21 protein-coding genes are annotated in these 24,777 nt (G+C 58.3%); 12 read left to right on the top strand and 9 right to left on the bottom strand.

What is annotated here, in order from left to right; genetic code table 11:
- The first annotated feature begins 90 nt into the window (after nucleotides 1–90).
- The 8 genes from ACYZTR_RS00470 to ACYZTR_RS00435 all read left to right on the top strand — a co-directional run bounded on the left by ACYZTR_RS00470 (nucleotide 91) and on the right by ACYZTR_RS00435 (nucleotide 10,574).
- On the top strand, nucleotides 91–1,389 hold the full coding sequence (locus ACYZTR_RS00470; RefSeq protein ID WP_461975541.1) for an MFS transporter: 1,299 nt from the start codon (nucleotides 91–93) through the stop codon (nucleotides 1,387–1,389).
- Between the two features lie 103 nt (nucleotides 1,390–1,492).
- Nucleotides 1,493–2,491, top strand: coding sequence for a phosphate ABC transporter substrate-binding protein PstS (locus tag ACYZTR_RS00465; protein ID WP_403099892.1), 999 nt, complete (start codon nucleotides 1,493–1,495; stop codon nucleotides 2,489–2,491).
- A gap of 409 nt (nucleotides 2,492–2,900) precedes the next feature.
- Nucleotides 2,901–4,934 carry an ABC transporter permease subunit gene (locus ACYZTR_RS00460; protein ID WP_461979909.1) on the top strand — a complete coding sequence of 678 codons (2,034 nt, stop codon included), beginning with the start codon at nucleotides 2,901–2,903 and terminating at the stop codon, nucleotides 4,932–4,934.
- Between the two features lie 15 nt (nucleotides 4,935–4,949).
- A complete protein-coding gene (gene pstA, locus ACYZTR_RS00455; RefSeq protein WP_461975539.1) occupies nucleotides 4,950–6,620 on the top strand; it encodes a phosphate ABC transporter permease PstA in 1,671 nt (556 codons plus the stop codon).
- A gap of 83 nt (nucleotides 6,621–6,703) precedes the next feature.
- Nucleotides 6,704–7,537: a phosphate ABC transporter ATP-binding protein PstB gene (pstB, locus tag ACYZTR_RS00450; protein WP_461975537.1), complete on the top strand. Its 834-nt coding sequence runs from the start codon at nucleotides 6,704–6,706 to the stop codon at nucleotides 7,535–7,537.
- 71 nt (nucleotides 7,538–7,608) lie between these two features.
- Nucleotides 7,609–8,370: a phosphate signaling complex protein PhoU gene (gene phoU / locus ACYZTR_RS00445; RefSeq protein ID WP_008150055.1), complete on the top strand. Its 762-nt coding sequence runs from the start codon at nucleotides 7,609–7,611 to the stop codon at nucleotides 8,368–8,370.
- 167 nt (nucleotides 8,371–8,537) lie between these two features.
- The gene (locus tag ACYZTR_RS00440; RefSeq protein ID WP_461975535.1) at nucleotides 8,538–9,488 is read left to right on the top strand and encodes a response regulator; all 951 of its coding nucleotides are present in this window, start codon (nucleotides 8,538–8,540) and stop codon (nucleotides 9,486–9,488) included.
- Nucleotides 9,489–9,677: 189 nt separating this feature from the next.
- On the top strand, nucleotides 9,678–10,574 hold the full coding sequence (locus ACYZTR_RS00435; RefSeq protein ID WP_461975532.1) for a peptidoglycan DD-metalloendopeptidase family protein: 897 nt from the start codon (nucleotides 9,678–9,680) through the stop codon (nucleotides 10,572–10,574).
- 147 nt (nucleotides 10,575–10,721) lie between these two features.
- Here ACYZTR_RS00435 and ACYZTR_RS00430 read toward each other — a convergent pair whose 3' ends face one another.
- From ACYZTR_RS00430 to phoB, 3 genes are all read right to left on the bottom strand, one after another.
- A complete protein-coding gene (locus ACYZTR_RS00430) occupies nucleotides 10,722–12,062 on the bottom strand; it encodes a hemolysin family protein (protein ID WP_461967276.1) in 1,341 nt (446 codons plus the stop codon).
- Nucleotides 12,063–12,185: 123 nt separating this feature from the next.
- On the bottom strand, nucleotides 12,186–13,472 hold the full coding sequence (phoR, locus tag ACYZTR_RS00425; RefSeq protein WP_449644554.1) for a phosphate regulon sensor histidine kinase PhoR: 1,287 nt from the start codon (nucleotides 13,470–13,472) through the stop codon (nucleotides 12,186–12,188).
- 75 nt (nucleotides 13,473–13,547) lie between these two features.
- Complete coding sequence (phoB, locus tag ACYZTR_RS00420) at nucleotides 13,548–14,237, bottom strand: phosphate regulon transcriptional regulator PhoB (protein ID WP_008150066.1); 690 nt, start codon at nucleotides 14,235–14,237, stop codon at nucleotides 13,548–13,550.
- 153 nt (nucleotides 14,238–14,390) lie between these two features.
- Between phoB and ACYZTR_RS00415 the strand changes: the two genes are divergently transcribed.
- Nucleotides 14,391–14,777 (top strand): COG4315 family predicted lipoprotein, encoded by a 387-nt coding sequence (locus tag ACYZTR_RS00415; RefSeq protein ID WP_461975530.1) that lies wholly within the window; start codon nucleotides 14,391–14,393, stop codon nucleotides 14,775–14,777.
- A gap of 56 nt (nucleotides 14,778–14,833) precedes the next feature.
- Here the strand turns inward: ACYZTR_RS00415 and ubiA are convergent, their stop codons facing one another.
- Complete coding sequence (gene ubiA, locus ACYZTR_RS00410; RefSeq protein WP_461975528.1) at nucleotides 14,834–15,724, bottom strand: 4-hydroxybenzoate octaprenyltransferase; 891 nt, start codon at nucleotides 15,722–15,724, stop codon at nucleotides 14,834–14,836.
- A complete protein-coding gene (locus ACYZTR_RS00405; RefSeq protein ID WP_461975526.1) occupies nucleotides 15,724–16,263 on the bottom strand; it encodes a chorismate--pyruvate lyase family protein in 540 nt (179 codons plus the stop codon). The genes ubiA and ACYZTR_RS00405 overlap by 1 nt, the downstream gene beginning before the upstream one ends.
- A gap of 225 nt (nucleotides 16,264–16,488) precedes the next feature.
- On the opposite strand from ACYZTR_RS00405, the gene ACYZTR_RS00400 reads away from it, so the two are divergent.
- The 3 genes from ACYZTR_RS00400 (at nucleotide 16,489) to ACYZTR_RS00390 (ending at nucleotide 18,295) form a co-directional block, all read left to right on the top strand.
- Complete coding sequence (locus ACYZTR_RS00400) at nucleotides 16,489–16,656, top strand: rubredoxin (protein ID WP_461975524.1); 168 nt, start codon at nucleotides 16,489–16,491, stop codon at nucleotides 16,654–16,656.
- A 20-nt stretch (nucleotides 16,657–16,676) separates the two neighbouring features.
- Nucleotides 16,677–17,825 (top strand): NAD(P)/FAD-dependent oxidoreductase, encoded by a 1,149-nt coding sequence (locus tag ACYZTR_RS00395; RefSeq protein WP_461975522.1) that lies wholly within the window; start codon nucleotides 16,677–16,679, stop codon nucleotides 17,823–17,825.
- A gap of 194 nt (nucleotides 17,826–18,019) precedes the next feature.
- Nucleotides 18,020–18,295 (top strand): HU family DNA-binding protein, encoded by a 276-nt coding sequence (locus ACYZTR_RS00390; protein WP_003213368.1) that lies wholly within the window; start codon nucleotides 18,020–18,022, stop codon nucleotides 18,293–18,295.
- A gap of 89 nt (nucleotides 18,296–18,384) precedes the next feature.
- Here the strand turns inward: ACYZTR_RS00390 and ACYZTR_RS00385 are convergent, their stop codons facing one another.
- From ACYZTR_RS00385 to tssI, 4 genes are all read right to left on the bottom strand, one after another.
- Nucleotides 18,385–18,780, bottom strand: a complete 396-nt coding sequence (locus ACYZTR_RS00385) for a DUF6124 family protein (protein ID WP_461975520.1) — start codon at nucleotides 18,778–18,780, stop codon at nucleotides 18,385–18,387.
- 417 nt (nucleotides 18,781–19,197) lie between these two features.
- Nucleotides 19,198–20,307 (bottom strand): hypothetical protein, encoded by a 1,110-nt coding sequence (locus ACYZTR_RS00380; protein ID WP_461975518.1) that lies wholly within the window; start codon nucleotides 20,305–20,307, stop codon nucleotides 19,198–19,200.
- 13 nt (nucleotides 20,308–20,320) lie between these two features.
- The gene (locus ACYZTR_RS00375) at nucleotides 20,321–20,992 is read right to left on the bottom strand and encodes a DUF2931 family protein (protein ID WP_461975516.1); all 672 of its coding nucleotides are present in this window, start codon (nucleotides 20,990–20,992) and stop codon (nucleotides 20,321–20,323) included.
- On the bottom strand, nucleotides 20,985–24,422 hold the full coding sequence (tssI, locus tag ACYZTR_RS00370) for a type VI secretion system tip protein TssI/VgrG (protein ID WP_461975514.1): 3,438 nt from the start codon (nucleotides 24,420–24,422) through the stop codon (nucleotides 20,985–20,987). The genes ACYZTR_RS00375 and tssI overlap by 8 nt, the downstream gene beginning before the upstream one ends.
- Nucleotides 24,423–24,777 lie beyond the last annotated feature (355 nt).

Raw genomic sequence — 24,777 nt, 5'->3', positions numbered from 1 at the left:
TTTTCGAACAATTTGCTATCGTGCCGGACCTGCCCAAGCCTCCGCCAGCGTTGTTGGGGTTGCAGATCCGACTATAAGAGAAGCCTTGCCATGACCACCGCGCCCTCGAGCATTGCGCAGCCCAATCAGTCCGCACGTCCACTGACCCGCAACGACTACAAGACTTTATCGCTGTCTGCCCTGGGCGGCGCGCTGGAGTTTTACGACTTCATCATTTTCGTGTTCTTCGCCACGGTGGTGGGCAAGCTGTTCTTCCCGGCCGACATGCCCGAGTGGCTGCGCTTGATGCAGACTTTCGGGATCTTTGCCGCCGGCTACCTGGCGCGACCACTGGGCGGCATCGTCATGGCGCACTTCGGCGACCTGCTGGGACGCAAGAAGATGTTCACCCTGAGTATTTTCATGATGGCGGTGCCGACCCTGATCATGGGTTTGCTGCCGACTTATGCGCAGATCGGCATGTGGGCGCCGATCCTGTTGCTGCTGATGCGGGTGATTCAGGGCGCGGCGATTGGCGGTGAAGTGCCGGGCGCGTGGGTATTCGTTTCCGAACACGTACCGCAGCGTCATATCGGCTACGCCTGCGGCACCCTGACCAGCGGTCTGACGGCTGGCATCCTGCTGGGGTCGCTGGTCGCCACCGCGATCAACAGCATTTACACCCCGGTAGAAGTCGCGGATTACGCCTGGCGGATTCCGTTCCTGCTGGGCGGCGTGTTCGGCTTGTTCTCGGTTTACCTGCGCCGCTGGTTGCACGAGACGCCGGTGTTTGCCGAGCTGCAACTGCGCAAGGCCCTGGCTGAAGAAGTGCCGCTGCGCGCCGTGTTGCGTGACCATCGCGGGGCGATCCTGATTTCCATGCTGCTGACCTGGCTGCTGTCCGCCGGCATCATCGTGGTCATTCTGATGACCCCGACCGTGCTGCAGACTGTCTACCACTTCTCGCCAACCACCGCGTTGCAGGCCAACAGCCTGGCGATCGTGTTTCTGAGCGTGGGCTGCGTCGCCTCCGGTGCACTGGCTGACCGCTTGGGTGCTGGTCGCATCTTCGTGTTCGGCAGTGCGCTGCTGCTGATCAGCTCGTGGACCTTCTATCACAGCCTGTTCAACCACCCTGACTGGCTGTTCCCGATGTACGCCTTGACCGGCTTCCTGGTCGGCACTATCGGTGCGGTGCCTTACGTGATGGTCAAAGCCTTCCCGGCGGTGGTGCGCTTCAGCGGTCTGTCGTTCTCTTACAACCTGGCTTACGCGATCTTCGGCGGCCTGACCCCGATGGTCGTCACGTTGCTGCTCAAGGAAACCCCGATGGGGCCGGCCTATTACGTGGCGATCATTTGTGGAGTCGGGATTCTGGTGGGTGGGTATCTCTGGAAGAAGGGCCGCTAGATGCTGGCCTTTCATCTAATTGTCATATTTCAGCCATAGAGTGTTCACACGGCCTGCTGATACTTGGCCCCGACTTAACACACCTATCTGCTAGGAGTAAGGCATGAAACTGAAGCGTTTGATGGCGGCAATGACTTTTGTCGCTGCTGGCGTTGCGACTGCCAACGCGGTTGCCGCTGTTGACCCTGCTATCCCGAGCTACACCAAGACCACTGGTGTGTCGGGCAACCTGTCCAGCGTCGGCTCCGATACCCTGGCCAACCTCATGACTCTATGGGCTGAAAACTACAAAAAAGAATACCCGAACGTAAACATCCAGATTCAGGCCGCCGGTTCCTCGACCGCGCCACCTGCGCTGACTGAAGGCACCGCTAACCTGGGCCCGATGAGCCGCAAGATGAAGGACAACGAGCTGCAGGCCTTCGAAACCAAATATGGCTACAAGCCAACCGCTATTCCGGTTGCCGTGGATGCCCTGGCAGTGTTCGTGCACAAAGACAACCCGATCCAGCACATGACCATGGAACAAGTCGACGCGATCTTCTCGTCCACTCGTCTGTGCGGCGCTAAAACCGACGTGAAAACCTGGGGTGACCTGGGTGTGACCGGCGACCTGGCGAACAAGCCGGTTCAACTGTTCGGTCGTAACTCGGTATCGGGCACCTATGGCTACTTCAAAGAAGAAGCCTTGTGCAAAGGCGACTACAAGCCAAACGTCAACGAACAACCAGGTTCGGCTTCGGTCGTACAGTCGATCAGCTCCTCGCTGAACGGCGTTGGTTACTCGGGCATTGGCTACAAAACCGCCAGCGTGAAAACGGTAGCTCTGGCCAAGAAAGGCAGCACCGAGTTCGTCGAAGACACCGAAGAAAACGCCTTGAACGGCAAGTACCCGCTGTCGCGCTTCCTCTACGTTTACGTCAACAAAGCCCCGAACAAGCCTCTGGCCCCGCTGGAAGCCGAGTTCGTGAAGCTGATCCTGTCCAAACAGGGTCAGGAAGTTGTGGTGAAAGACGGCTACATCCCACTGCCGGCCAAGGTTGCTGCGAAAGCACTGGCTGACCTGGGTCTGCAAGAAGGCGGCAACGTAGCAAAAAAGTAAAACCTTGAGTCCGGGATGATTTCCGGGCTCCAGTGGGAGCGGGTACGCCCGCTCCTACACCCCCAAATTTTCGGTCCGCTGCCAGTCCCTCGCTGGCGGCGGATTTGTTGCGTCACTGCATTGTCATCTTTCTGTCATACAGGACCGCTAGGGTGTGCGCATGAATGATCTGGCCAATTCCACCATGACTACTAATCCTCCCAAGCGAATTGATTTCAATACGCCTGAGCTGCAACGCAAGCGCCGCATCCGCGCGCTCAAAGATCGCCTGACCCGCTGGTACGTCCTCGTGGGCGGCCTTGCCGTTCTCGGCGCGATCACGCTGATCTTCTTCTTCCTCGGCTACGTCGTCTTCCCTCTGTTCCAGGGTGCCGACCTGACGAGCAAGGACGCCATCACGCCGGCCTGGATGCAAGACGCCGGCAAGCCGTTGATGATCTCCCTTGAAGAACAGAACCAGGTCGCCATGCGCGTTTCCGACAAGGGGCAGGCGCTGTTCTTCGACATCGACAGTGGCGCCGAACTCAAGCGCGTCGATCTGCCGGTTCCGGCGGGTGCCAGCGTCACGTCCATCGGCGAAGACCAGCCCGGCCATCCGCTGGTAGCGGTGGGTTTCTCCAACGGTCAGGCTTTGGTGTTCCGTCACACCTATAAAGTCAGCTACCCGGATGGCAAGAAGACGATCACGCCAGCCATCGAATACCCGTACGGCGAAACCCCGATAGCACTGAACGAGGCGGGCGGTGCGCTGGAGCATGTCAGCCTTAACGCCTCCGACACCACGCTGATGCTCGTCGGCTCCACCGGTGCGCAACTCAATGTCTTGTCGCTGACCAGCGAAGAAAACATGATGACCGGCGAAATCACCAACGAGCAGAAGCGCATCGATCTGCCGCAGATGACTGAGCCGGTGAAGAACATCTTCGTCGACCCGCGTCAGCAGTGGCTGTACGTGATCAACGGTCGTGCGCAAGCCGACGTGTTCAGCCTGCGCGACAAGAGCCTCAACGGTCGTTACAAGCTGCTCGAAAATGGCGATGCCGAGATTACCGCCAGTACTCAATTGGTCGGCGGTATCTCGCTGATCCTGGGTGATTCGAAGGGCGGTCTGGCCCAGTGGTTCATGGCCCGCGACCCGGATGGCGAGCAGCGTCTGAAGCAGATCCGCACCTTCCAGATGGGCACTACGCCAATCCTTGAAATCACCGCCGAAGAACGTCGCAAAGGCTTTGTTGCTCTTGACGCTGCAGGCAAGCTCGGCGTGTTCCACAGCACCGCTCACCGCACCTTGCTGGTGGATCAGGTGGTCGATGGCCAAGGCCTTTTCGGTCTGTCGCCACGGGCCAACCGCATCATTGTGGAGCAGGGCGGCAAGCTGCAACCGCTGCTTCTCGACAACCCGCACCCGGAAGTTTCCTGGAGCGCGTTGTGGAGCAAGGTCTGGTACGAGAACTACGACGAGCCTAAATACGTCTGGCAATCGACCGCCGCCAACACCGATTTCGAACCGAAGCTGAGCCTGTCGCCACTGACCTTCGGCACCCTGAAGGCCGCGTTCTACGCCATGCTGCTGGCTGCACCACTGGCCGTCGCCGCTGCAATCTACACCGCGTACTTCATGGCCCCGAGCTTGCGCCGCAAGGTCAAGCCGGTGATCGAGTTGATGGAAGCGATGCCGACGGTGATCCTCGGTTTCTTCGCCGGCCTGTTCCTCGCGCCGTATGTGGAAGGCCATTTGCCGGGCATCTTCAGCCTGCTGATGCTCCTGCCGATCGGCATTCTGGTGGCCGGTTTTGTCTTCAGCCGCCTGCCTGAGTCCATCCGCCTGAAAGTGCCGGACGGCTGGGAAAGCGCGATTCTGATTCCGGTGATCCTGTTCGTGGGCTGGCTGTCGCTGTACATGAGCCCGTACATGGAAACCTGGTTCTTCGGTGGCGACATGCGCATGTGGATCTCCCACGACCTGGGCATCACCTACGACCAGCGCAACGCTCTGGTGGTTGGTCTGGCCATGGGCTTCGCGGTGATCCCGAACATCTATTCCATCGCCGAAGACGCCGTGTTCAGCGTGCCTCGCGGATTGACCCTCGGTTCTCTGGCCCTCGGTGCCACGCCGTGGCAGACCATGACGCGGGTGGTGATCCTCACCGCCAGCCCGGGCATCTTCTCGGCGTTGATGATCGGCATGGGCCGTGCGGTCGGTGAAACCATGATCGTGCTGATGGCCACCGGTAACACCCCGGTCATGGAAATGAACCTGTTCGAAGGCCTGCGCACCCTGGCCGCCAACGTCGCAGTGGAAATGCCCGAATCGGAAGTCGGCGGCAGCCACTACCGCGTGCTATTCCTCTCGGCGCTGGTGCTGCTGTTGTTCACCTTCGTCATGAACACCCTCGCGGAGCTGATTCGTCAGCGTCTGCGCAAGAAATACTCGTCGCTTTAAGAAAGGTAGAAGTCTGTGAAACAGAACTCCCTGAACGGATGGTTCAAGAGCGGCGCCCCTGGCGTCTGGATCAGCGGCGGCGCGGTGTCCATCGCGGTCATCATGACCATTGGCTTGCTGGCGGTGATTGCCGTGCGCGGTCTGGGTCACTTTTGGCCGGCGGACTTGATTCACGCCAGCTACGACGTGCCGGGCCAGGCTAATCACCTGGTTATCGGCGAGATCGTGCAGAAAGAAGAAGTGCCGCGCGAGCGCCTGAAAAGCGCTGGCCTGCCGGTGCCCGATCAGGGCCCGGAGTTCATGACCCGCGAACTGATCAAGGTCGGCAACCGTGACTTGAACGGCAACGACTTCACCTGGATCGTCGGCGAGTGGCTGACTAACCAGAAGACCCCGCCTGAGTTGATGGCCATTGAGCGTCGCGAGTGGGGCAATTTCTACGGGTATCTGGTCAACGTCAAACAGGATGGCAAGGTCATCGCTGAAGGCGAAGCCGCGTGGCCTGAGTTGCAGGCGCGTGTCGATCGCGTCAACAATCTTGCCGCGCAGCTCAAGAGCCTGGAAAAAACCGACATCGGCGCGATCAACGCCGGTCTTGAACGCGTCCGTCTGCACGGTCGAAAACTGGAACTGGCCGGAAATCTCGACGCCGCCGCGCAAGCGGACATGGAATCCGAGCGCGCCGAGCTCAACGCTCGTTATCAAGACATCGAAGTCCGCCTGAACGACCTGCACGCTCAGTTCAATCGCGACAGCCTGACGGCCCGCGATGCAAACGGCAAAGAGATCGAAATCGGTATTGGCAAAGTGGTTCATGCCTACCAGCCGAACGCGATGGGCACCTTCACCAAGATCGGTTTCTACTTCAGCAAGATGTGGGAATTCCTCAGCGACGACCCGCGTGAAGCGAACACCGAAGGCGGGATCTTCCCGGCGATTTTCGGCACTGTGATGATGACCCTGATCATGGCGATGGTCGTGACGCCGTTCGGCGTGCTGGCGGCGGTCTACCTGCGTGAGTATGCGAAACAGAACACCATGACTCGTCTGATCCGCATCGCGGTGAACAACCTGGCGGGCGTTCCGGCTATCGTCTACGGCGTGTTCGGTCTGGGCTTCTTCGTCTACGTACTCGGCGGTTCGGTCGACCGGTTGTTCTTCCCTGAAGCGCTGCCGGCACCGACCTTCGGTACGCCGGGTCTGCTCTGGGCGTCCCTGACCCTGGCGTTGCTGGCGGTGCCGGTGGTGATCGTGGCCACCGAAGAAGGCCTGGCGCGGATTCCTCGCACCGTGCGTGAAGGTTCGTTGGCCCTCGGCGCGACCAAGGCTGAAACCTTGTGGAAGATCGTGCTGCCCATGGCCAGCCCGGCGATGATGACCGGCATGATCCTCGCCGTGGCTCGCGCCGCCGGTGAAGTGGCGCCGCTGATGCTGGTAGGTGTGGTGAAGCTGGCGCCGTCGTTGCCGCTGGATGGCAACTACCCGTACCTTCACCTGGATCAGAAGATCATGCACTTGGGCTTCCACATCTATGACGTCGGCTTCCAGAGCCCGAACGTCGAGGCCGCGCGGCCTCTGGTGTACGCCACGGCGCTGCTGCTGGTGCTGGTGATCGCTACGCTCAACCTGTCAGCCGTATACATCCGAAACCACCTGCGCGAGAAGTACAAAGCGCTGGACAGCTGATAGCTGCCGCAAAAATTGAAAGTGCTGCTGGCTTCAATGCCAGCAGCTCACTGAACCGAATTTGTTAGCACAGGGAGCCTCCCATGCAGCACGAACCACATACCCACGGCATCAACATGTCGGCCTTGGGCCGCGATAAACAGAGTTTGAGCCTCGAGCAGGAAACCGTCGCGATCGAAGTACCAGGCCTGAACCTGTTCTACGGCGACAAACAAGCGCTGTACGACGTCAGCCTGAACATCCCGAAACAGCGCGTGACCGCCTTCATCGGCCCGTCCGGCTGCGGTAAGTCCACGCTGCTGCGTACGTTCAACCGCATGAACGACCTGGTGGATGGCTGCCGTGTCGAAGGCGCGATCAACCTCTACGGCAACAACATCTACCGTAAGGGCGAAGACGTGGCCGAGCTGCGTCGTCGTGTTGGCATGGTGTTCCAGAAGCCGAATCCGTTCCCGAAAACCATCTACGAAAACGTGGTCTACGGCCTGCGCATTCAAGGCATCAACAAGAAGCGCATCCTCGACGAAGCCGTCGAGTGGGCGTTGAAAGGCGCTGCGCTGTGGGACGAAGTCAAAGACCGTCTGCATGAATCGGCACTCGGTCTGTCCGGTGGTCAGCAACAACGTCTGGTGATCGCTCGTACCATCGCCGTGGAGCCAGAAGTGCTGCTGCTCGACGAACCGTGCTCGGCACTCGACCCGATCTCCACGCTGAAAGTCGAAGAGCTGATCTACGAACTGAAATCGAAGTTCACCATCGTCATCGTGACCCACAACATGCAACAGGCCGCGCGGGTTTCCGACTACACGGCGTTCATGTACATGGGCAAACTGGTGGAATTCGGCGACACCGACACCCTGTTCACCAATCCGGCGAAGAAGCAGACCGAAGACTACATCACTGGTCGCTACGGCTAGGAAGCTGTTGTTGCTCACTGAACTGACGCTGCGGTCCTCCGCACCTTACCGGACGCTCCAAGGACGCCAACATGATTAGTAAAGAAGGCCTTACCCACCACATTTCCGCGCAGTTCAACGCTGAACTGGAGGAAGTGCGCAGCCACCTCCTGGCCATGGGCGGGCTGGTGGAAAAGCAGGTCAACGACGCGGTGACCGCACTGATCGAGGCCGACTCCGGCCTGGCTCAGCAGGTGCGCGAGATCGACGACCAGATCAACCAGATGGAACGCAACATCGACGAAGAGTGCCTGCGCATTCTGGCCCGTCGACAGCCTGCGGCGTCGGACCTGCGTCTGATCATCAGCATCTCCAAGTCGGTGATCGACCTGGAACGAATTGGCGATGAAGCGACCAAAATCGCCCGTCGCGCCATCCAGTTGTGCGAAGAAGGCGAAGCCCCACGGGGTTACGTCGAGGTTCGTCATATTGGCGACCAGGTGCGCAACATGGTTCGCGATGCGCTGGACGCTTTTGCCCGCTTCGACGCCGACCTGGCGTTGTCAGTGGCGCAGTACGACAAGATCATCGACCGCGAATACAAAACCGCGCTGCGCGAGCTGGCCACCTACATGATGGAAGACCCGCGCTCTATCTCGCGGGTCTTGAGCATTATCTGGGTGCTGCGTTCGCTGGAACGGATCGGCGACCACGCGCGCAACATCTCGGAGCTGGTGATTTACCTGGTGCGTGGCACCGACGTGCGTCACTTGGGTCTCAAGCGCATGAAGGAAGAAGTTGAAGGCACAAGTGGCGAAACCGCTAATGTTCCGGGTAAAGCTGACGATAAGTAAGATTGCCTGAGAAATGCGCCCGGCCTTCTGGTCGGGCGTTTTTGTTTGTGGTTTATCAATTCGAAAGCAGCACCCGCGAACGAAAAGTCCCGGCGTGACTGAAGGTTTTTGGCAATGTGCCATCAGCAAAGCGGTATGCTTGCCGGGATTTTTTAAAGGGGTGATGGATGAGTAAGGTCAGTGTGTTGGTCGTGGACGACGCGTCGTTCATTCGTGACCTGGTGAAGAAGTGTTTGCGCAACTACTTCCCGGGGATCCGGATCGAAGACGCGGTCAACGGCAAGAAGGCTCAGGCGATTCTGGCGCGTGAAGCGTTCGACCTGGTGCTGTGCGACTGGGAAATGCCGGAAATGTCCGGGCTGGAACTGCTGACCTGGTGCCGCGAGCAGGACAACCTCAAGACCATGCCGTTCGTGATGGTGACCAGCCGGGGCGATAAAGAGAACGTGGTTCAGGCGATCCAGGCCGGGGTTTCCGGCTACGTCAGCAAGCCGTTCACTAACGAGCAACTACTGACCAAGGTCAAGCACGCTCTGAACAAGGTCGGCAAGCTCGACACCTTGATGAACAGCGCGCCGACCAAAATGAACTCGGCGTTCGGCAACGATTCACTGAGCGCCTTGACGGGCGGCAAGGCTACCGTGGTCGCACCCGCAGCGGCGCCGGTCAACCCGTTCGCCAAACCTGTCGCCGCTGCGTCAGCTCCGGCGGCTGCGCCGTCTCGCGGTCTGCTCAACAGCCCGCCGATCAAGCCTTCAGCGTCCTCTGCAGCACCCACTGGCGGTCGTGGCCAGGGCCAACTGCGCCTGCCGAACGGCATTCAGCAATGTGTAATAAAGGCCTTGAGTCTCAAGGAAGCACTGCTGGTGGTGAAACGCACCGATACGCTGCCTCAAGTACTCGACAGCGCGGTGCTCGATCTGGAGCAGGGCGACAACGCCGAAACCGCCCGCCTGAACGGCTACCTTCACGCCATCGTGGCCCACGAGCAAAAGCCCGACAGCGAGTGGCTGCAACTGACCTTTCGCTTTGTCGACCAGGATGCGCAGAAGCTCGACTACATCTCCCGCCTGATTGCCCGCGGCACGGCGCAGAAGCATTTCGTACCCGGCGCGTAATTTGTACCGCTGATCGTTCCCACGCTCCGCGTGGGAATGCCTCCGCGTCCGCTTCGGTGGGACGCAGAGCGTCCCTTGCTGCATTCCCACGCAGAGCGTGGGAACGATCATTTGAAACATCTGCCGACTACCCGGGTCCATTGCAGCTGCTAGGCTCCTACCCAGGCCTTACTCAACAGAATCTTGCCCATGCTCGCGCGCCTGCTGTTTTTCTGTGGTCTTTTCATGGCATCCACCTCAGCGATGGCCATGACGATCTACAAGTCCACCGACGCCAATGGCGTGGTCTCCTACAGCGACCGCCCCACGACAGGCTCCAAGGTGTTCGTTTTTCGTGATCGCATGGTCGAGAATCTTGAGCGTCAGGTGTACCTCATCATCACGAAGAAGAAGGGCGTGGACAGCGTTTACGTGCGCAATGACCTGTATGCGCCGGTAGAAATCAAATTGAGCTTCGGCGGGCTGAAAAACGTCAGCGGTGCGCCGAGCCGACCGATTCGCCGGGTGATGCCGGCACGCAGCAGTATTCGTCTGGCGCTGCTCACGGCCACGCAGCCCGAGAGGCCACTCGCGTATACATCAAAATTCGAATACTCCTTGGGCGATCCCTCAGGCGCCGCCATGGCCTATCGATACCCGCTGCCCTGGCGCGGCGGACCGTTTCGGCTGAGTCAGGGGGCCAACGGTCAGTACAGCCACTTTGGTCCAAAGAGCCGCTACGCGATGGACATCGCCATGCCCGAAGGCACGCCGATCATCGCGGCGCGAGGCGGGGTGGTGGTGAAAACCGAAAATGCCCAGACCGGACGCGGCACCGATCCGTCGGGCAATTTCGTGCGGGTGCTGCACGATGACGGGACGATGGGCGTGTACCTGCACCTCAAGCAAGGTTCGGTGAGCGTTCGCGAGGGGCAACGGGTGTCGGTGGGCAGCGCGTTGGCGCTGTCGGGCAATACCGGCAACAGCAGTGGGCCGCACCTGCATTTCGTGGTGCAGCGCAATACCGGGTTGGGGCTGGTGTCGATTCCGTACCAGTTCAAACAACCGGTTGGCGCGTTGCCCAACTTTGCGTTGGGCAAGCAGTAATGTGTTGGATATCAACTGTGGCGAGGGGATTTATCCCCGTTGGACGGCGAAGCCGTCCCAATGCCTCTAAATACGACGGGGTCGCTTCGCGACCCAACGGGGATAAATCCCCTCGCCACAAAAGCCCGCTGACCACACGTGTTGCACTTAATCGAGCATCAACACCTTGGCCAGAATAATCTTCGGCCCTTTCATCTTCTTGATGATGATCCGCAAGCCTTCGACTTCCAGCACTTCTTCCTCTTCCGGCACCCGTTTCAGGGTTTCGTAGACCAGCCCGGCGAGGGTTTCGGCTTCGATGTGGTCCAGGTCGATGCCCAGCAGGCGTTCGACCTTGAACAGCGGCGTATCACCACGCACCAGCAGCTTGCCCGGCTGGTACGCTAGGATCCCGCGCTCAGCCTTGCGGTGTTCGTCCTGAATGTCGCCCACCAATACTTCCAGCACGTCTTCCATGGTCAGGTAGCCGATGATGTTGCCGTCGGCTTCTTCCACCAGGGCGAAGTGCGAGCCGCCCTTGCGAAACTGTTCCAGCAGCTGCGACAGCGGCATGTGGCGAGACACGCGCTCCAGCGGACGGGTCAGTTCGGCGAGGTTGAACGACTCGGGAATGTGGTCCAGGGCTGCCAGTTCCAGCAGCAGATCCTTGATGTGCAGCAGGCCGACGAACTCCTGGGTATCGCTGTCGTACACCGGATAACGGCTGAACTTGTGGCGACGGAACATCGCCAGGATTTCCTTCAGCGGCGCGTTGAACTCCAGGGTCACCAGGTCTTCCCGGGAGTTGGCCCAGTCGACCACTTCCAGCTCGCCCATTTCCACCGCCGAGGCCAATACGCGCATGCCTTGGTCGCTAGGGTCCTGGCCACGGCTGGAGTGCAGGATCAGTTTCAGTTCTTCACGGCTGTAATGGTGCTCGTGATGAGGGCCGGGTTCACCTTGGCCGGCGATCCGCAGAATCGTGTTGGCACTGGCATTGAGCAGGTAAATCGCCGGGTACATCGCCCAGTAGAACAGGTACAGCGGCACGGCCGTCCAGAGCGACAGCAACTCGGGTTTACGGATGGCCCAGGATTTCGGGGCCAACTCGCCGATCACAATGTGCAGGTACGAAATGATGAAGAACGCCGTGAAGAACGACACGCCTTTGACCACTTCGGCCGACTGCACGCCGACGGCTTCAAGCAGCGGTTCGAGGATGTGCGCGAACGCCGGTTCACCGACCCAGCCAAGGCCCAGGGAGGCGAGGGTGATGCCCAATTGGCAGGCCGACAGGTAGGCATCGAGCTGACTGTGAACGGTGCGCAGAATGTGTCCGCGCCAGCCGTTTTTTTCAGCGATGGCTTCGACCCGGGTCGAGCGCAATTTGACCATGGCAAATTCTGCCGCAACGAAAAAGCCGTTGAGCAATACCAGGATCAGAGCAAAAAGAATCATGCCGAAATCGGCGAAGAGTGTCGCGAGGGTCAAGCCAGGGGAAGGGTCCATGATGGAGTTTTGCGGGTTCCGTGTATTCGAAAGGAAAGAAAAAAGTGCGCCTGAAGGGCAGGCACAAGTCAGCCAATGTAGCGGCTGACCGGGCGATTGCCTAGTGGTGAGTGCTGGCCGGTATCAGTCGGTGGCGCTGATGACTCGGGATTTTGTGACTTGGGCTGGCGGAAAGTGGCAGGTGAAGGTGCTGCCGTGGCCCGGCAAACTGCTGATTTCCATCCGCGCGCGGTGGCGCAGCAGCACGTGCTTGACGATGGCCAGACCTAGTCCGGTGCCGCCAGTGTTGGAGTTGCGGCTGGAATCGACGCGGTAGAAGCGTTCGGTCAAACGCGGCAGGTGTTTGCTGTCGATGCCGATGCCGGAGTCCTGCACGCTCAAGTGTGCACCTTGCTCATCACCCCACCAGCGAATGCGGATATTGCCTTCGGCCGGGGTGTATTTCACCGCGTTGAACACCAGATTGGAAAACGCGCTGCGCAATTCGGCTTCGCTGCCCTTGAGCAGAATCGTCGGGTCGACTTCCAGCATGATCGTCTGGTTACGCTGACCGGACAGCTGCTGAGCGTCGCTCTTGATTGATTGCAGCAAGCCGTCGATGGCCACCGGCTGGTTGTCCGACGGGTAATCGGTGGCTTCCAGTTTGGCCAACAGCAGTAAATCGTTGAGCAAGGTTTGCATGCGTCCGCCTTGCTGCTGCATCTGCTGCAAGGCACGGGTCCAGCGCGGGTTCACTTCCTCGACGTTGTCGAGCAGGGTTTCCAGGTAACCGCAGATCACCGTCAACGGTGTGCGCAATTCATGGGAGACGTTGGCGATGAAGTCTTTGCGCATCTGTTCCAGCTGATGGATACGCGTCACGTCGCGTACCAGCATTAAATGTTCGTTGTTGCCGTAGCGGGTGATGTACAGCTGAATGCGCAGGCGATCATTGGTCGGTGAAGGGATTTCCAGCGGCTCGGCGTAGCTGTTCTGCTCGAAGTATTCTTTGAAGCTCGGATGGCGTACGAGGTTGGTCACCGGCTGACCGCTGTCTTGCGGCGTCTTGAGGCCGAGCAGGGTTTCGGCGGCGCGGTTCCACCATTCCAGGTTGCCGTCGCTGTCGAGCATGATCACCGCGTCTTTCAGCGCGGCGGTGGATTCCTGGACCCGGTCGATCACCGCTTGCAGACGCCCGCGCACCCGTTGGTCGCGGCGTTGCAGGTGGTAGATGCTGTCGAACACTTCGCCCCACAGGCCATAGCCATCGGGCGGTGCTTCCTCGGGTTTGTGCAGGCGCAGCCACTCGTGCAGACGCAGCAGTTGCTTGAGCGTCCAAGCCAGGTAAAGGCCCAGGCCCGCGGCGAGGCTCCAGCCGTAGTAGCCGGAAATCAGGCCGATCACCAGGCAGGTGGTGACCAGCAACAGCATGTGGCGAATCAGGATGCCATGCCAGTTTTGGTTCACGGAAAATATGCGTCCTTGTCAGCGAGTCTGGCGGCAGGCTCAGGCCTTGGTGGAAAACCGGTAGCCGGTTCCGCGCACGGTTTGTACCAGATTTTCGTAGGCATCGCCGAGGGCTTTGCGCAGGCGACGGATGTGCACGTCGACGGTGCGCTCTTCGACATACACATTGCCGCCCCAGACCTGATCCAGCAACTGGCCACGGGTGTAGGCACGCTCCTGGTGGGTCATGAAGAATTGCAGCAGACGGTATTCGGTCGGGCCCATCTCGGCGGGTTTGCCGTCGATGGTCACACGGTGGCTGATCGGGTCCAGCAGCAGGCCACCGACTTCGATCGGCGTCTCGCCATCGGTAGGGCCGGCACGGCGCAGCACGGCCTTCAGGCGCGCCACCAGCTCACGTGGGGAAAAAGGCTTGGTGATGTAGTCATCGGCGCCGACTTCCAGGCCCTGGATCTTGTTGTCCTCTTCGCCTTTGGCGGTGAGCATGATGATCGGGATGTCCCCGGTCAGCTCATCGCGCTTGAGGCGCCGGGCCAGCTCGATGCCGGACGTGCCGGGCAGCATCCAGTCGAGCAGGATCAGGTCCGGCTTGCGGTCAACGATGATGGCGTGGGCCTGCTGCGAGTTCTCAGCCTCCAGGCAGTCATAGCCGGCCATTTCCAACGCAACGGCGATCATTTCGCGAATGGGCGCTTCGTCGTCGACGATCAGAATGCTCCTGCCAACCATGCCTTTAATCCTCTTGTCATTTAACTGTCTTGCGCCGCATTAGATAACGGAATTATTGCAGTCGTGTGACAGTATTCTAGTCGCCCTGCGATTGTTGTGATCCTGAACTAAGCTCTAATTTCGAATCCTGACAACCACAAAAGGAAGGTTTCCATGAAGCAATACTCGCAATCCATCAAGGCTCTGATGCTGACCGCGGCCCTGGCGTTGCCATCGATGGCTTTCGCGGCTGAGCCAGCAATGATGAAAGACGGGATGATGGTCGATCAAAAGGGTATGACGGTGTACACGTTCGACAAGGATGCTGGCGGCAAGTCAATGTGTAACGATGATTGTGCCAAGAACTGGCCACCAATGATGGCTCCGGCGGGTGCCAAGGCCGAGGGCAAATGGAGCGTCATTAAGCGTGATGACGGCATGATGCAATACGCTTACGACGGTAAGCCGCTGTACATGTTTATGAAGGACGAAAAGCCTGGCGAAATGAAGGGTGACGGCATGAAGGATATGTGGCACGTCGTCCACGAGTCGCAGAAGTAAGCGACGCAGCGCCTGTAGCCGCTGCCGAAACATGTGCTCGGCAGCGGTTGGGGCGATCAGCGAGTGGCGTAATCCAGCACAATCCCGGCGAAAATCGCCAACCCGGCCCAGTGGTTGTGCAAAAAAGCCTTGAAGCAGCGCATTCGGTCCTTGCCGCGGGTGTACCAGAACTCCCACGCAAAACAGCCCGCCGCGGCCAGCAAGCCGAGGTGGAACCAGCCGCCGAGCTCGAACTTTGACCCGGCCAGCAGCAAGCAACCCAACGCTAACCCTTGCAGGGTCAGGATGATCATCCGGTCCGCTTCGCCAAACAGAATCGCCGTGGATTTTACGCCGATCTTCAGGTCGTCGTCGCGGTCGGTCATGGCGTAATAGGTGTCGTAGCCCACCGTCCACAACAGGTTGGCGATCCACAGCAACCACGCCGCCGCCGGCAGTTCACCGGTTTCGGCAGTGAACGCCATCGGCATCCCCCAGGAGAACGCCGCGCCCAGCACCACTTGTGGGTAATAGGTGTAGCGCTTCATGAACGGGTAAGTGAAGGCCAGAGCCAAACCACCAAACGACAGCCAGATCGTCGTGGCATTGGTGCACAGCACCAGTAAAAAGCTCACGCCCATCAGCAGCGCGAAGAACACCAGGGCTTCTTTGGAACTGATCTTGCCGCTCACCAATGGCCGCTGTTCGGTGCGCTTCACGTGGCCGTCGACCTTGCGGTCCGCCCAGTCATTGATTACGCAGCCGCCGGCGCGGGTCAGCACCACACCGAGGACGAAAATGACGATGTTGGCCAGTGACGGTGAACCCTTACCGGCAATCCACAATGCCCACAGGGTTGGCCACAGCAGCAGATAAATGCCGATCGGCTTGTCCATGCGCGTCAGCTGAATAAAATCCCAGGCCCGAGGGTTCAAGCGATTCAGGGACTTGAGCAGGCTCTGGTACATCAGCAATTCTCCGGATGGGCGCGGGTCGCGTTCCACAGGGTCGGCAAGAAAATTTCGGCCACCAGCACGCTCAAGGCTCCACGGTCGAAACGCGAGCGCCGGCCCCACAGTCCAGGTGCACGGGACTCCATCGGCAGCCACTGTTGAGGATAATGACAAACCTCGATAGCACGGCGCTGAAACGCTTGGTCGCAAAACAGCAACTCGCCCAGGGAGCGGCTGCCCAATTCGTCCATGTGCAAACCGTCGCCCTGCAACGCGCTGCGCGCCGCCACGCTGCGTGCAAACACCCAGGCCTCGCCGTGGCCGCGCAGATACACCTCGCGAACCCAGCCCTCGCTGCCTTCGGCCAGATCCAGTGCGGCACATTCGTCGGCGCGCAGAGGCTGCCAGCCTTCGAAGAGGGGCGTGACGCTGAAGCCGTCATTCGACAAACGGATCAGCCGTCGGGTCAGAGAGCCTTCGTCGAACAACCAGTCGAGGGTAGACGTGTCGGGGAGGGGCGTCAGTTGGCTTTCAGCGAGCCAGAGCGGGGTCATGGTGGGGGATTTTGAGTGCGGCACAGTGAGTCATTATTGGCAGCAAATGAGGCGGCGAGCTTACCATGTCAGCCGGCGATTTTGAGTGATCCGGCCAGCCGTCGCGTCGAACAGGCTTGCATCTGCCGGGCCCGATCAGTACAAAACGCCCCTGAGCCGGACGGCAGCGCTCCAACCATTGACCGTTCGCGCCGGCAAAAGCCTGAATCCTGAGGATGTATGTGAATGAAAAAGTGGCAATGTGTGGTCTGCGGCCTGATTTATAACGAAGCCGACGGCTGGCCGGATGACGGCATTGCGCCGGGCACCTTTTGGCAGGACGTGCCGGAAGACTGGCTGTGCCCGGACTGCGGCGTGGGCAAGATGGATTTTGAAATGATCGAAATCAACTAAGACATTTGAAGGAGTAGGGAATGAACGCACCTGTCGTGATCATCGGCACTGGGCTGGCTGGCTACAACCTGGCCCGGGAGTTTCGCAAACTCGATGGCGAAACCCCGCTGCTGCTGATTACTGCAGATGACGGGCGCTCCTACTCCAAGCCGATGCTGTCCACTGGCTTCGGCAAAAACAAGGACGCCGATGGCCTGAGCATGGCCGAACCGGGCGCCATGGCCGAGCAGTTGAAGGCCGAAGTGCGTACGCACACGCGCATCAGCGGCATTGATCCGGGCCACAAGCGCTTGTGGATCGGTGAGGAATCGGTGATTTACCGTGACCTGATCCTCGCTTGGGGCGCGGAAACCGTGCGGGTGCCGATCGAAGGCGATGCGGCTGACGCCGTTTTCCCGATCAACGACCTGGAAGATTACGCACGCTTTCGCGCAGCGGCGGCCGGCAAACGTCGGGTGCTGCTGCTCGGCGCCGGTCTGATCGGCTGCGAGTTCGCCAACGACCTGATCCTCGGCGGTTACGAGGTGCAACTGGTTGCACCGTGCGAGCAAGTCATGCCGACCCTGCTGCACCTGGCGGCGGCCGCTGCGGTTCAGGCCGGGCTGGAAAGCCTCGGCGCACGCTTCCACCTCGGGCCGGTGCTCAATCGCTTGCAGCGCGTGGCTGATGGCCTGGAAGCGCATCTCTCTGACGGTCAGGTGATTCCTTGCGACGTGGTTGTTTCGGCTATAGGACTGCGTCCGCGCATCGACCTGGCGGCTGCGGCCGGTGTGCAGGTCAATCGCGGCGTGGTCGTCGATCGTCACCTGAAAACCTCCCACGCCAATATCTACGCCTTGGGCGACTGCGCCGAAGTCGACGGGCTGAATCTGTTGTACGTGATGCCCCTCATGAGCTGTGCGAGAGCGCTGGCTCAGACCCTCGCCGGAAACCCTACGGCGGTGCGTTATGGCCCGATGCCCATCACCGTGAAAACCCCGGTTTGCCCATTGGTGGTTTCCCCACCGCCACGGGGTTTCGAAGGCGTCTGGACGGTCGAAGGGCAGGGCGCGGACATCAAGGTATTGTGCCGCGATGCCAGCGGCAAACTGCTGGGATATGCCCTGACAGGCGCGGCGGTGATGGAAAAACTGGCCCTGAACAAAGAGCTTCCTGCACTGCTGGCGTAAATACCGGTCGTTCTGTCGGAATCACCCCTCTTTTGCCGCTACAAAGGTCGCGCCGAGACTGGCGCGGCTCTTCCGTGCATGCCATTCTCACTCCCGTCTGCCGCAGAATAGAGCACCTGCGGCGCTTTGGGCGCTGTTCCAACGAGAACAGCACGGACATAACAACAAAAAACCGTCAAAGGGGCTTCACTAACATGCGTAAACCAGAACTCGCCGCAGCAATTGCTGAAAAAGCAGACCTCACCAAAGAGCAGGCCAACCGCGTTCTCAACGCCGTTCTCGAAGAAATCACCGGCGCTCTGCACCGCAAGGACAGCGTCACGCTGGTGGGCTTTGGTACCTTCCTGCAACGCCATCGCGGTGCCCGCACCGGCAAAAACCCGCAAACTGGTGAGCCAGTTAAGATCAAGGCCAGCAACACCGTTGCGTTCAAGCCGGGTAAATCGTTGAAAGACAGCGTTAATCCGTAATTCGCATCCTTATCCCGCATAGCGGGGGAGCGGAATAAAGAATGGGCACGCCAACTGGGTTGGGTGCCCATTTTTTTATGCCTGACGAATCAGCTTGCGCGGTTTTGTTGCCTGGCAAGAATCGCTGCCATCTCTGGTTCATCCAAATGATCCAGCGCTCGCTCCACCAACAAATGCACGCCGTCGGCCATGCGGCTGAGCGCCAAGGCTACGGAGCGGCGTGAGCCATCCACATCGTCGGCGAGGTCGGCGGCGATGGCGCTGATGGAAAGTAGATCTTCCGAGGCGTTGGCGAGGAGGATTTCTGTGTTGACGCCGGCGCAGACGCTGAAGAGTTGGCCGTTGAGTTTCGGCGGCTTCGGTTCGGCTGGCGGGAAGTGATGGTCGAGGGCGCGTTCGGCGGCGTCGTTGAGTTTGTTTGAATCGGGGCTTACGTAGGGGGAGACCGGGTCGGTGTCCGGTGGGTTTGGAGTGACCTTGAACATGATCTTCAATTCCATAAGTGATGCTGACAACACTTCGCCGACTAAACGAAGGGGTGGCAGCTGTACGCAGGTTAGTCGGACCGGGGAATTGAAGAAGCCGGCGCACCCGAAGGTGCCCTACGCACAGCCACCATCAAATGCAGGTAGGAGATACCTGTCTGACAGAAGCTTGTGCAGCTTCAATTACCAGCGAGCGACTAAACCCGATCACTGACGATCAGTGACAGGAATCAAGTTACCGACCGGCCCGAAAGCGCACAAGCCGGCGGATTCTGGCGTAGCCGTAGGCAACGACGCAAGGTGTTGTAGCTTGCAGGACGTAACCTTGAGGCGTTTTAAACAAGCGCTGTTGAGCGGTGTTTAATCCGCAGAGAAACAGCGCCTGCACATCAGCAAATCCTTCACAGACCGAGCGTGTTAACGACGGCGAAAGCATGCTTTGCCATTGCCAAAATCTACCGCGAGGCAGTCGGGCTCAATGACTAATTGCAGATCCTCAAACAGAAGGGACAACTCGCCATTTGCGGGTACGGCGTATTCTTTCCAATCCACACGCATCCACCTCATCTCAGGAAAAGTATAAAGCCACTCAATTTCGTCCTTCGAACCTTGGGTGCGCAAGCCGATTTTCTCCAAGGCTCTCGTGGGGGAGTAGGGGAGGGATAACGTTTCTTGCTTCGAATCCGTCCAGACCTGTTGCTCAGCTGAGCCGTCCTCAAACTTCCAGTACACATCGACCGGCGTTGTGACTGGTGGGCTGATTGGATCGAAGTGAAAAAGCGTGATGATGTAATTTTTCAGGATCCGCCTATGTTCGTCATCGTTTAACACGCGTTGGATTTCGACCAGTCCCTTTTCTCTAGGCGGGTCAAATGAGATAGTTTGGCTCTTCTTCTTTTTCCAGCCAATACTGAACGAGCGGCTGTCTGGCGAAACGTCGAACCACTGAGTGGGGCCAGAATCACGGGAAGTTCCGAAGCCTATTTTCTTTAGCGTTCTTTGAGGATCGTATGGCAACCACAGGTCTGTTGGTTTATTTGAACTCAACAGCTGCTGGCTCCCAGGGCCTTCGGAAAACTCAAAATAAAGGTACACAGGCTCGATGGCAGGAGGTTTGGGGCGCGGATCGTATTGCATCTGCAAAATGTAGTTAGTCTGGGCCTGGTGTGCGGTAGCGTTATCAATGTTGTCGTAATTGCCGTGCTGGATGCGATAACTTTGCTCAAGCTCAACCAAGTTCCTCGTTCTGTGCATTTCGAAAGATAGTTTCTTGGCCGACTGCAAGTCGGCATCACTTGTTAGCGTCAGGGTATTGTTCTCGATATTCCACGTTCCCTTCGCAGCGCCGTCGGCACTCCCATATGCAATTGCTGCTTGAAAGGTTCCGTCCTTTTTAAAAGCCAATTTGGCTGCCATTTCCATGGCACCGTGCAAGTAATAATTTCCCTCCGGTATGGTGGGTTCTGATGCGGCGTACACATGAGGCTGCCACATAAGTGCTGCGAAAAATAATGTTCTTAAATCCATGTAATGACTCTCCTTACCAGCTTCCAAACGGAATACCGAAGTTCTCGATATAGGTTTTGGACTCGGGTGACAAGGGCAGGGCGTAACGGCCTACATTTTTGCCCCGTGAGGGTCCTTGCTTATTAATGGTACCCACTACCCGAGCAATCTCGACCGCCTTCAGGCAGGCACCACCAAGCCAGACCTTGGCAATGCCGCCCGGAGCCAAACCAATGCCTATGTTGTCACGGGGCTCGGTAATCCATTCGGCACCGAAGCTGCAAAAAGCCTTTTCAGGTTTGCGCATAATCTCCCGTGCGGATTCGGGAATGACGATGTAGGCCTCATAGGTTTGCGGTTCGGCCAGCGATTGCCAACGTACGTAGATCAAACGGGGCAGATCGGCACCAGTGACATACCTGCCCTTACCAGCGCCGTTACTGCTGACCCATCCTCTGCCAATACCCTGATTATTCGGGGGCTTTGGAACAGAGGCGATACCACCTCCCGCACCTCGGAATACCCGTTCCTGGATATCCACCACGTCTGCAGTTTCAATCCAGACCTCCATATAAGCCGGCGCTGAAAACCCCAGGAACCAGGGCAAGTCTTTATTTGATTGCGCGAAGCTTTGCGTGCAACCCAATAGCAGCAACGCTAAAAGCAAGCCTGCGCATTTTGTAGAAAAAAGTGTAGGGCTACTCATTGGGGTGCACCACTCGCTGACTGTTTTTGGCTGGTCGATTGATAAAAACAATGCTTATGTCGCTGCTGCTAAAGCCTCTAGCTGCGTTCCAGTTAGCGGACAGGTGGATGTAGCGACTGCGTAACAGTGCTCTTTCATCAGCAGTCAATCCCTCGACTTTTGTTTCGCCAAGGGCATATGCCTGGAGCTTTTTGTGGATAGGCTCTAATTCCTCGGGTAGTCGCAGGGCCGGGGTATCAGGGATTAGCTTGAATGGCACATCGTGTCTGACTGCCAGCTCGCGCATGATGCGCAAGTACACCAGCGACAGTTCGCCGCGCACCGGGCGTTCAATCGCGGCGGCCGCAAAAACCTTCTTCTGTGGATCGGTATTGGACTGATCTTTCCCTCTTGATAGGGGTAACGGTCTTTCCCAAAGCGCCACTTTGAGTTCGTTGCCCGGACCGTCGAAGTCGATTACGCCTTTTTCATACCAAGCAAACACTTCCTTTTCGGCGGAAAGGTAAGCGGGACTGCGGGTCGGTGCCATGCTCTCGCTCACGGTGCTTGTAAAGGGTTTACCCAGCAGGAGTTTTTCCTTGGCACTTGGCAAGTAGCCGCCGCCAAGGTCCGAGTGCACACCGGGCAAAATCAGGTCTGTGTCACCGAGGCTGTTGAGGGCAAAGTTTTCACGGACTTCGTCTCGCGCGACCAACTGCACCACCTTATTGGCACAGCCGTCGGGCAGCTTGAGATTGATGCCGGGATTTCTGCTGTTGGCACCCGTGAAATCGAACAGTACAGGGTTGGCGATCGAGGCGACGGTATCGAACAGGCCGATGAAGTTGATAGCCACATCAATTTTCGGCCGCCAGGTAAAGCTTCTGGCCAAGCCTTCGAAGCCGCTAGGAAACGCTTTGGCAAGAATACTTTGATTGCCTTTGAAGACTTCGTTCGCAAAGTGCCTCGCCGCTGCGGCCCCTCGGCTGAATCCGAAAATATCGAATTCAATCCTCTCGATTATCAGTTCCGGGTTGCGCGCTCTTAGCTGACGTATTTGCTCCCCAATAAGTGCTGGGCTCTGCTCGACCCGGGCCACCACACCTGTTTCGCCCAGCCCCGTTGCTTGTGAGTAAAGTGAGTCTTCACCACCGCTTGTGGTCCCGACGCCATCGACATAGATGGCAATTGAGGTCGTCGTTGCTTCTGGCAACAGAGTTTCGTCCACTCGGTCTTCATACAGTTTGTAAAGCCGCACGATGTTGCTCACATCATTCCCATAACTATTGTCCGGCGAGCTCCCATTGCCGTCGTACCCGAAAGCAGCGCAATGCTTTTGTATTTCCTCAGCAGCTTCTGTCAGGTTGACGTCCGGTGCATAGCACGCCGCCACGGTTTCGCTGTTGGCTTTATTGTTCCCCGTGCCATCGAAGAACACCCCAATCCGCAAAGTAATCCCTTCTTCTTCGACTTCCTCCTCCTCTTCCTCCAGCTCATCCGATGCTTCGTCTCCTAATGGCGCAGGCGCGACGGATACTAACAATCCCGCCGCAGCCCCCTGCAGCAGTGTATGCACGGGCGTACCCGGCTTTGGAGCACCACCCACCTCAAGCGCGCAACTACTGAAAATACCGTCTGCGTTCATCACGATGTGCTGACCGCCGACCTTTACAGAAATGCTCTCACCCGCATCTATCACAAGGTGTGCGCCTGCCTTGATGTGCACGTGCTGACCGGCTTCGATAACCAGCGTTTCATCGGCTCTTGTGTGGCTGTCGCCAGCGACATGCAGGTAGTCGTTGGCGCTTACCTGGATTTTTCGATCCGACGTGACAGTGAGGTGCTCTTCAGATCCCAGCACCGTAATACGGTCGCCCTTGATGGTTACTCGGCTCTCATTGCCCACCTCAAGCCGGCTGTCGTTTCCAACCTTCTGCTCCATATCTCGCTGAGCACGCAGGTGGACCAACTCATCGCCAGCGCGATCGTCCATCGACAGTTCGTTGTAGCCACCCGTGGTGGGAGAGCTGTGGGTCCGAAGTACGGTTTTGGTTTTATTTTCGGGCAGTGGGTAGGCCGGCGGCGTGACCTTGTTGATCAGGCAGCCGGTGATCAACGGATTATCGGGATTGCCTTCGAGATAAGTAACGAGGACTTCCATCCCGATACGCGGAATGATCACCGTGCCAAAGTTGTCCCCCGCCCAGCTGGACGCTACTCGCAGCCAGCAACTGCTGTTTTCAGTGTTGCGTTCAGACCGGTCCCAATGAAATTTGACCTTGACGCGACCGTACTCGTCGCAGTAAATCTCCTCACCAACAGGGCCGGTGACGCGAGCGGTCTGACAATTCAGCGTGGGTCTTGGTGCAGGCATCGGTGGCCGATAAAACACGTCCCAGGGGATCACGCTGAAACTGTTGCGGTAGCCCTGGGTAAAACCGTCTTCAGGGTCGGTAGCGCCGGTGACTGACTCTTCAAGCACCTGAGGGTTTTTCCCTGAGTGGGTAACGCTGAGCAACAGCCATAGATCGTTGTACGTTTCGCGTGGGTGATCCGTCAGGCCGAAAAAGTGGCCGCTGCGCAGAGTTGGCTGGTCGCTTTCGCCCTCCGCCAACTGATAATCGACTCGGTGCCGTTCCAGTGCCTGCCGGGCAAGTTGTTTGCCGCGCTTTTCGCTCTCTAATGGCAGCGGGTAGCTATAGTCTTCCAGCTCGGGACTGAACTCAGCAGTAAAGCGAGTTTCCAGCAGTGCGTTCGGGCGTTTCAGGTCGTAGTCGCGGCGGGTAACCATGCTGGGGCGGGTGTTGAAACGCATCGATAACTGGCTGACGACCGGGTGCTCCGCCACCATGCCGGAGTCTTGCTGAAACGGGGTCTCGCCCAGTTTGGGGAAGAATGTCTGGTCATCGGTGAACACCAGCACATGGCCTTCCGGGGAATGCTGGTGATGCCACGTAATGCCGTCCTCGGCGCAAAGCCGCTGGACGAACTCCAGATCATTTTCCCGGTATTGAGTGCAGTATTCGCGCGCAGGACCTGTTTTGACGTGGAAGGTAAAAGCATCGGCCTGAATGCCGTGCTCCTTGAGGACCTGAGCGATGATTTGCGGCACCGTCTGACCCTGGAAAATCCGCTGATCTCGGCTGAACTGCAAGTAATGCAGCGCCGGCACAAGGTTCACGCGATAGCGGGTCAGGCGTTTACCAGCATCGCCCACAGACACGCCTACGATGTGACCGTGAATACCTTCACCGTTGAGCCCGAATTGCAAAAATGCAGGTTGGTCAAGCAGGCTCTCCAGATCGATATCGGGGTACTCGCTGACCAGATCCACGTTGATTGAGTACAACGCGCTGATGGTTTCAGTGCCTTCGAAGGCCAGCACTTTAAAATCGTTGCGAACCGTTGGGATCACGAGTGTGAAGAGGGCAGCATTGGCCGGTGCAAACATGCGCTTATCCTTTTGCTTTTTTAGCTCGTCCTTGAGCTGAGAGAGAAAAATCTTGACGCCTTAACCATTCTCGGCTTGAGCAAGTCGACAAAATGCCGTGCACGCTAACAAGGCATCCAAAGGATTGATGTAGGAGGGATCCTGAAGCCGGGTATGAAATTTCCGCAATACCGAAAGTTCCATTTTGGAACTTTGGATTTAATACGGAGTGCCATCAATGTGATGGCACTTTACTTATTCGCTGTTGTCACTCGTCATTTTATTCACTGATGTCGGTAACATTTCGGAATGCTCCTACATTCATAATTTTTTATTTTTGGCATGCTTCACGCCTGCCTCAGGGAGCGCATCGGCA

It is taken from the genome of Pseudomonas sp. Hz4, from assembly GCF_054898165.1.
This window is presented reverse-complemented; position numbering and strand designations above follow the sequence as displayed.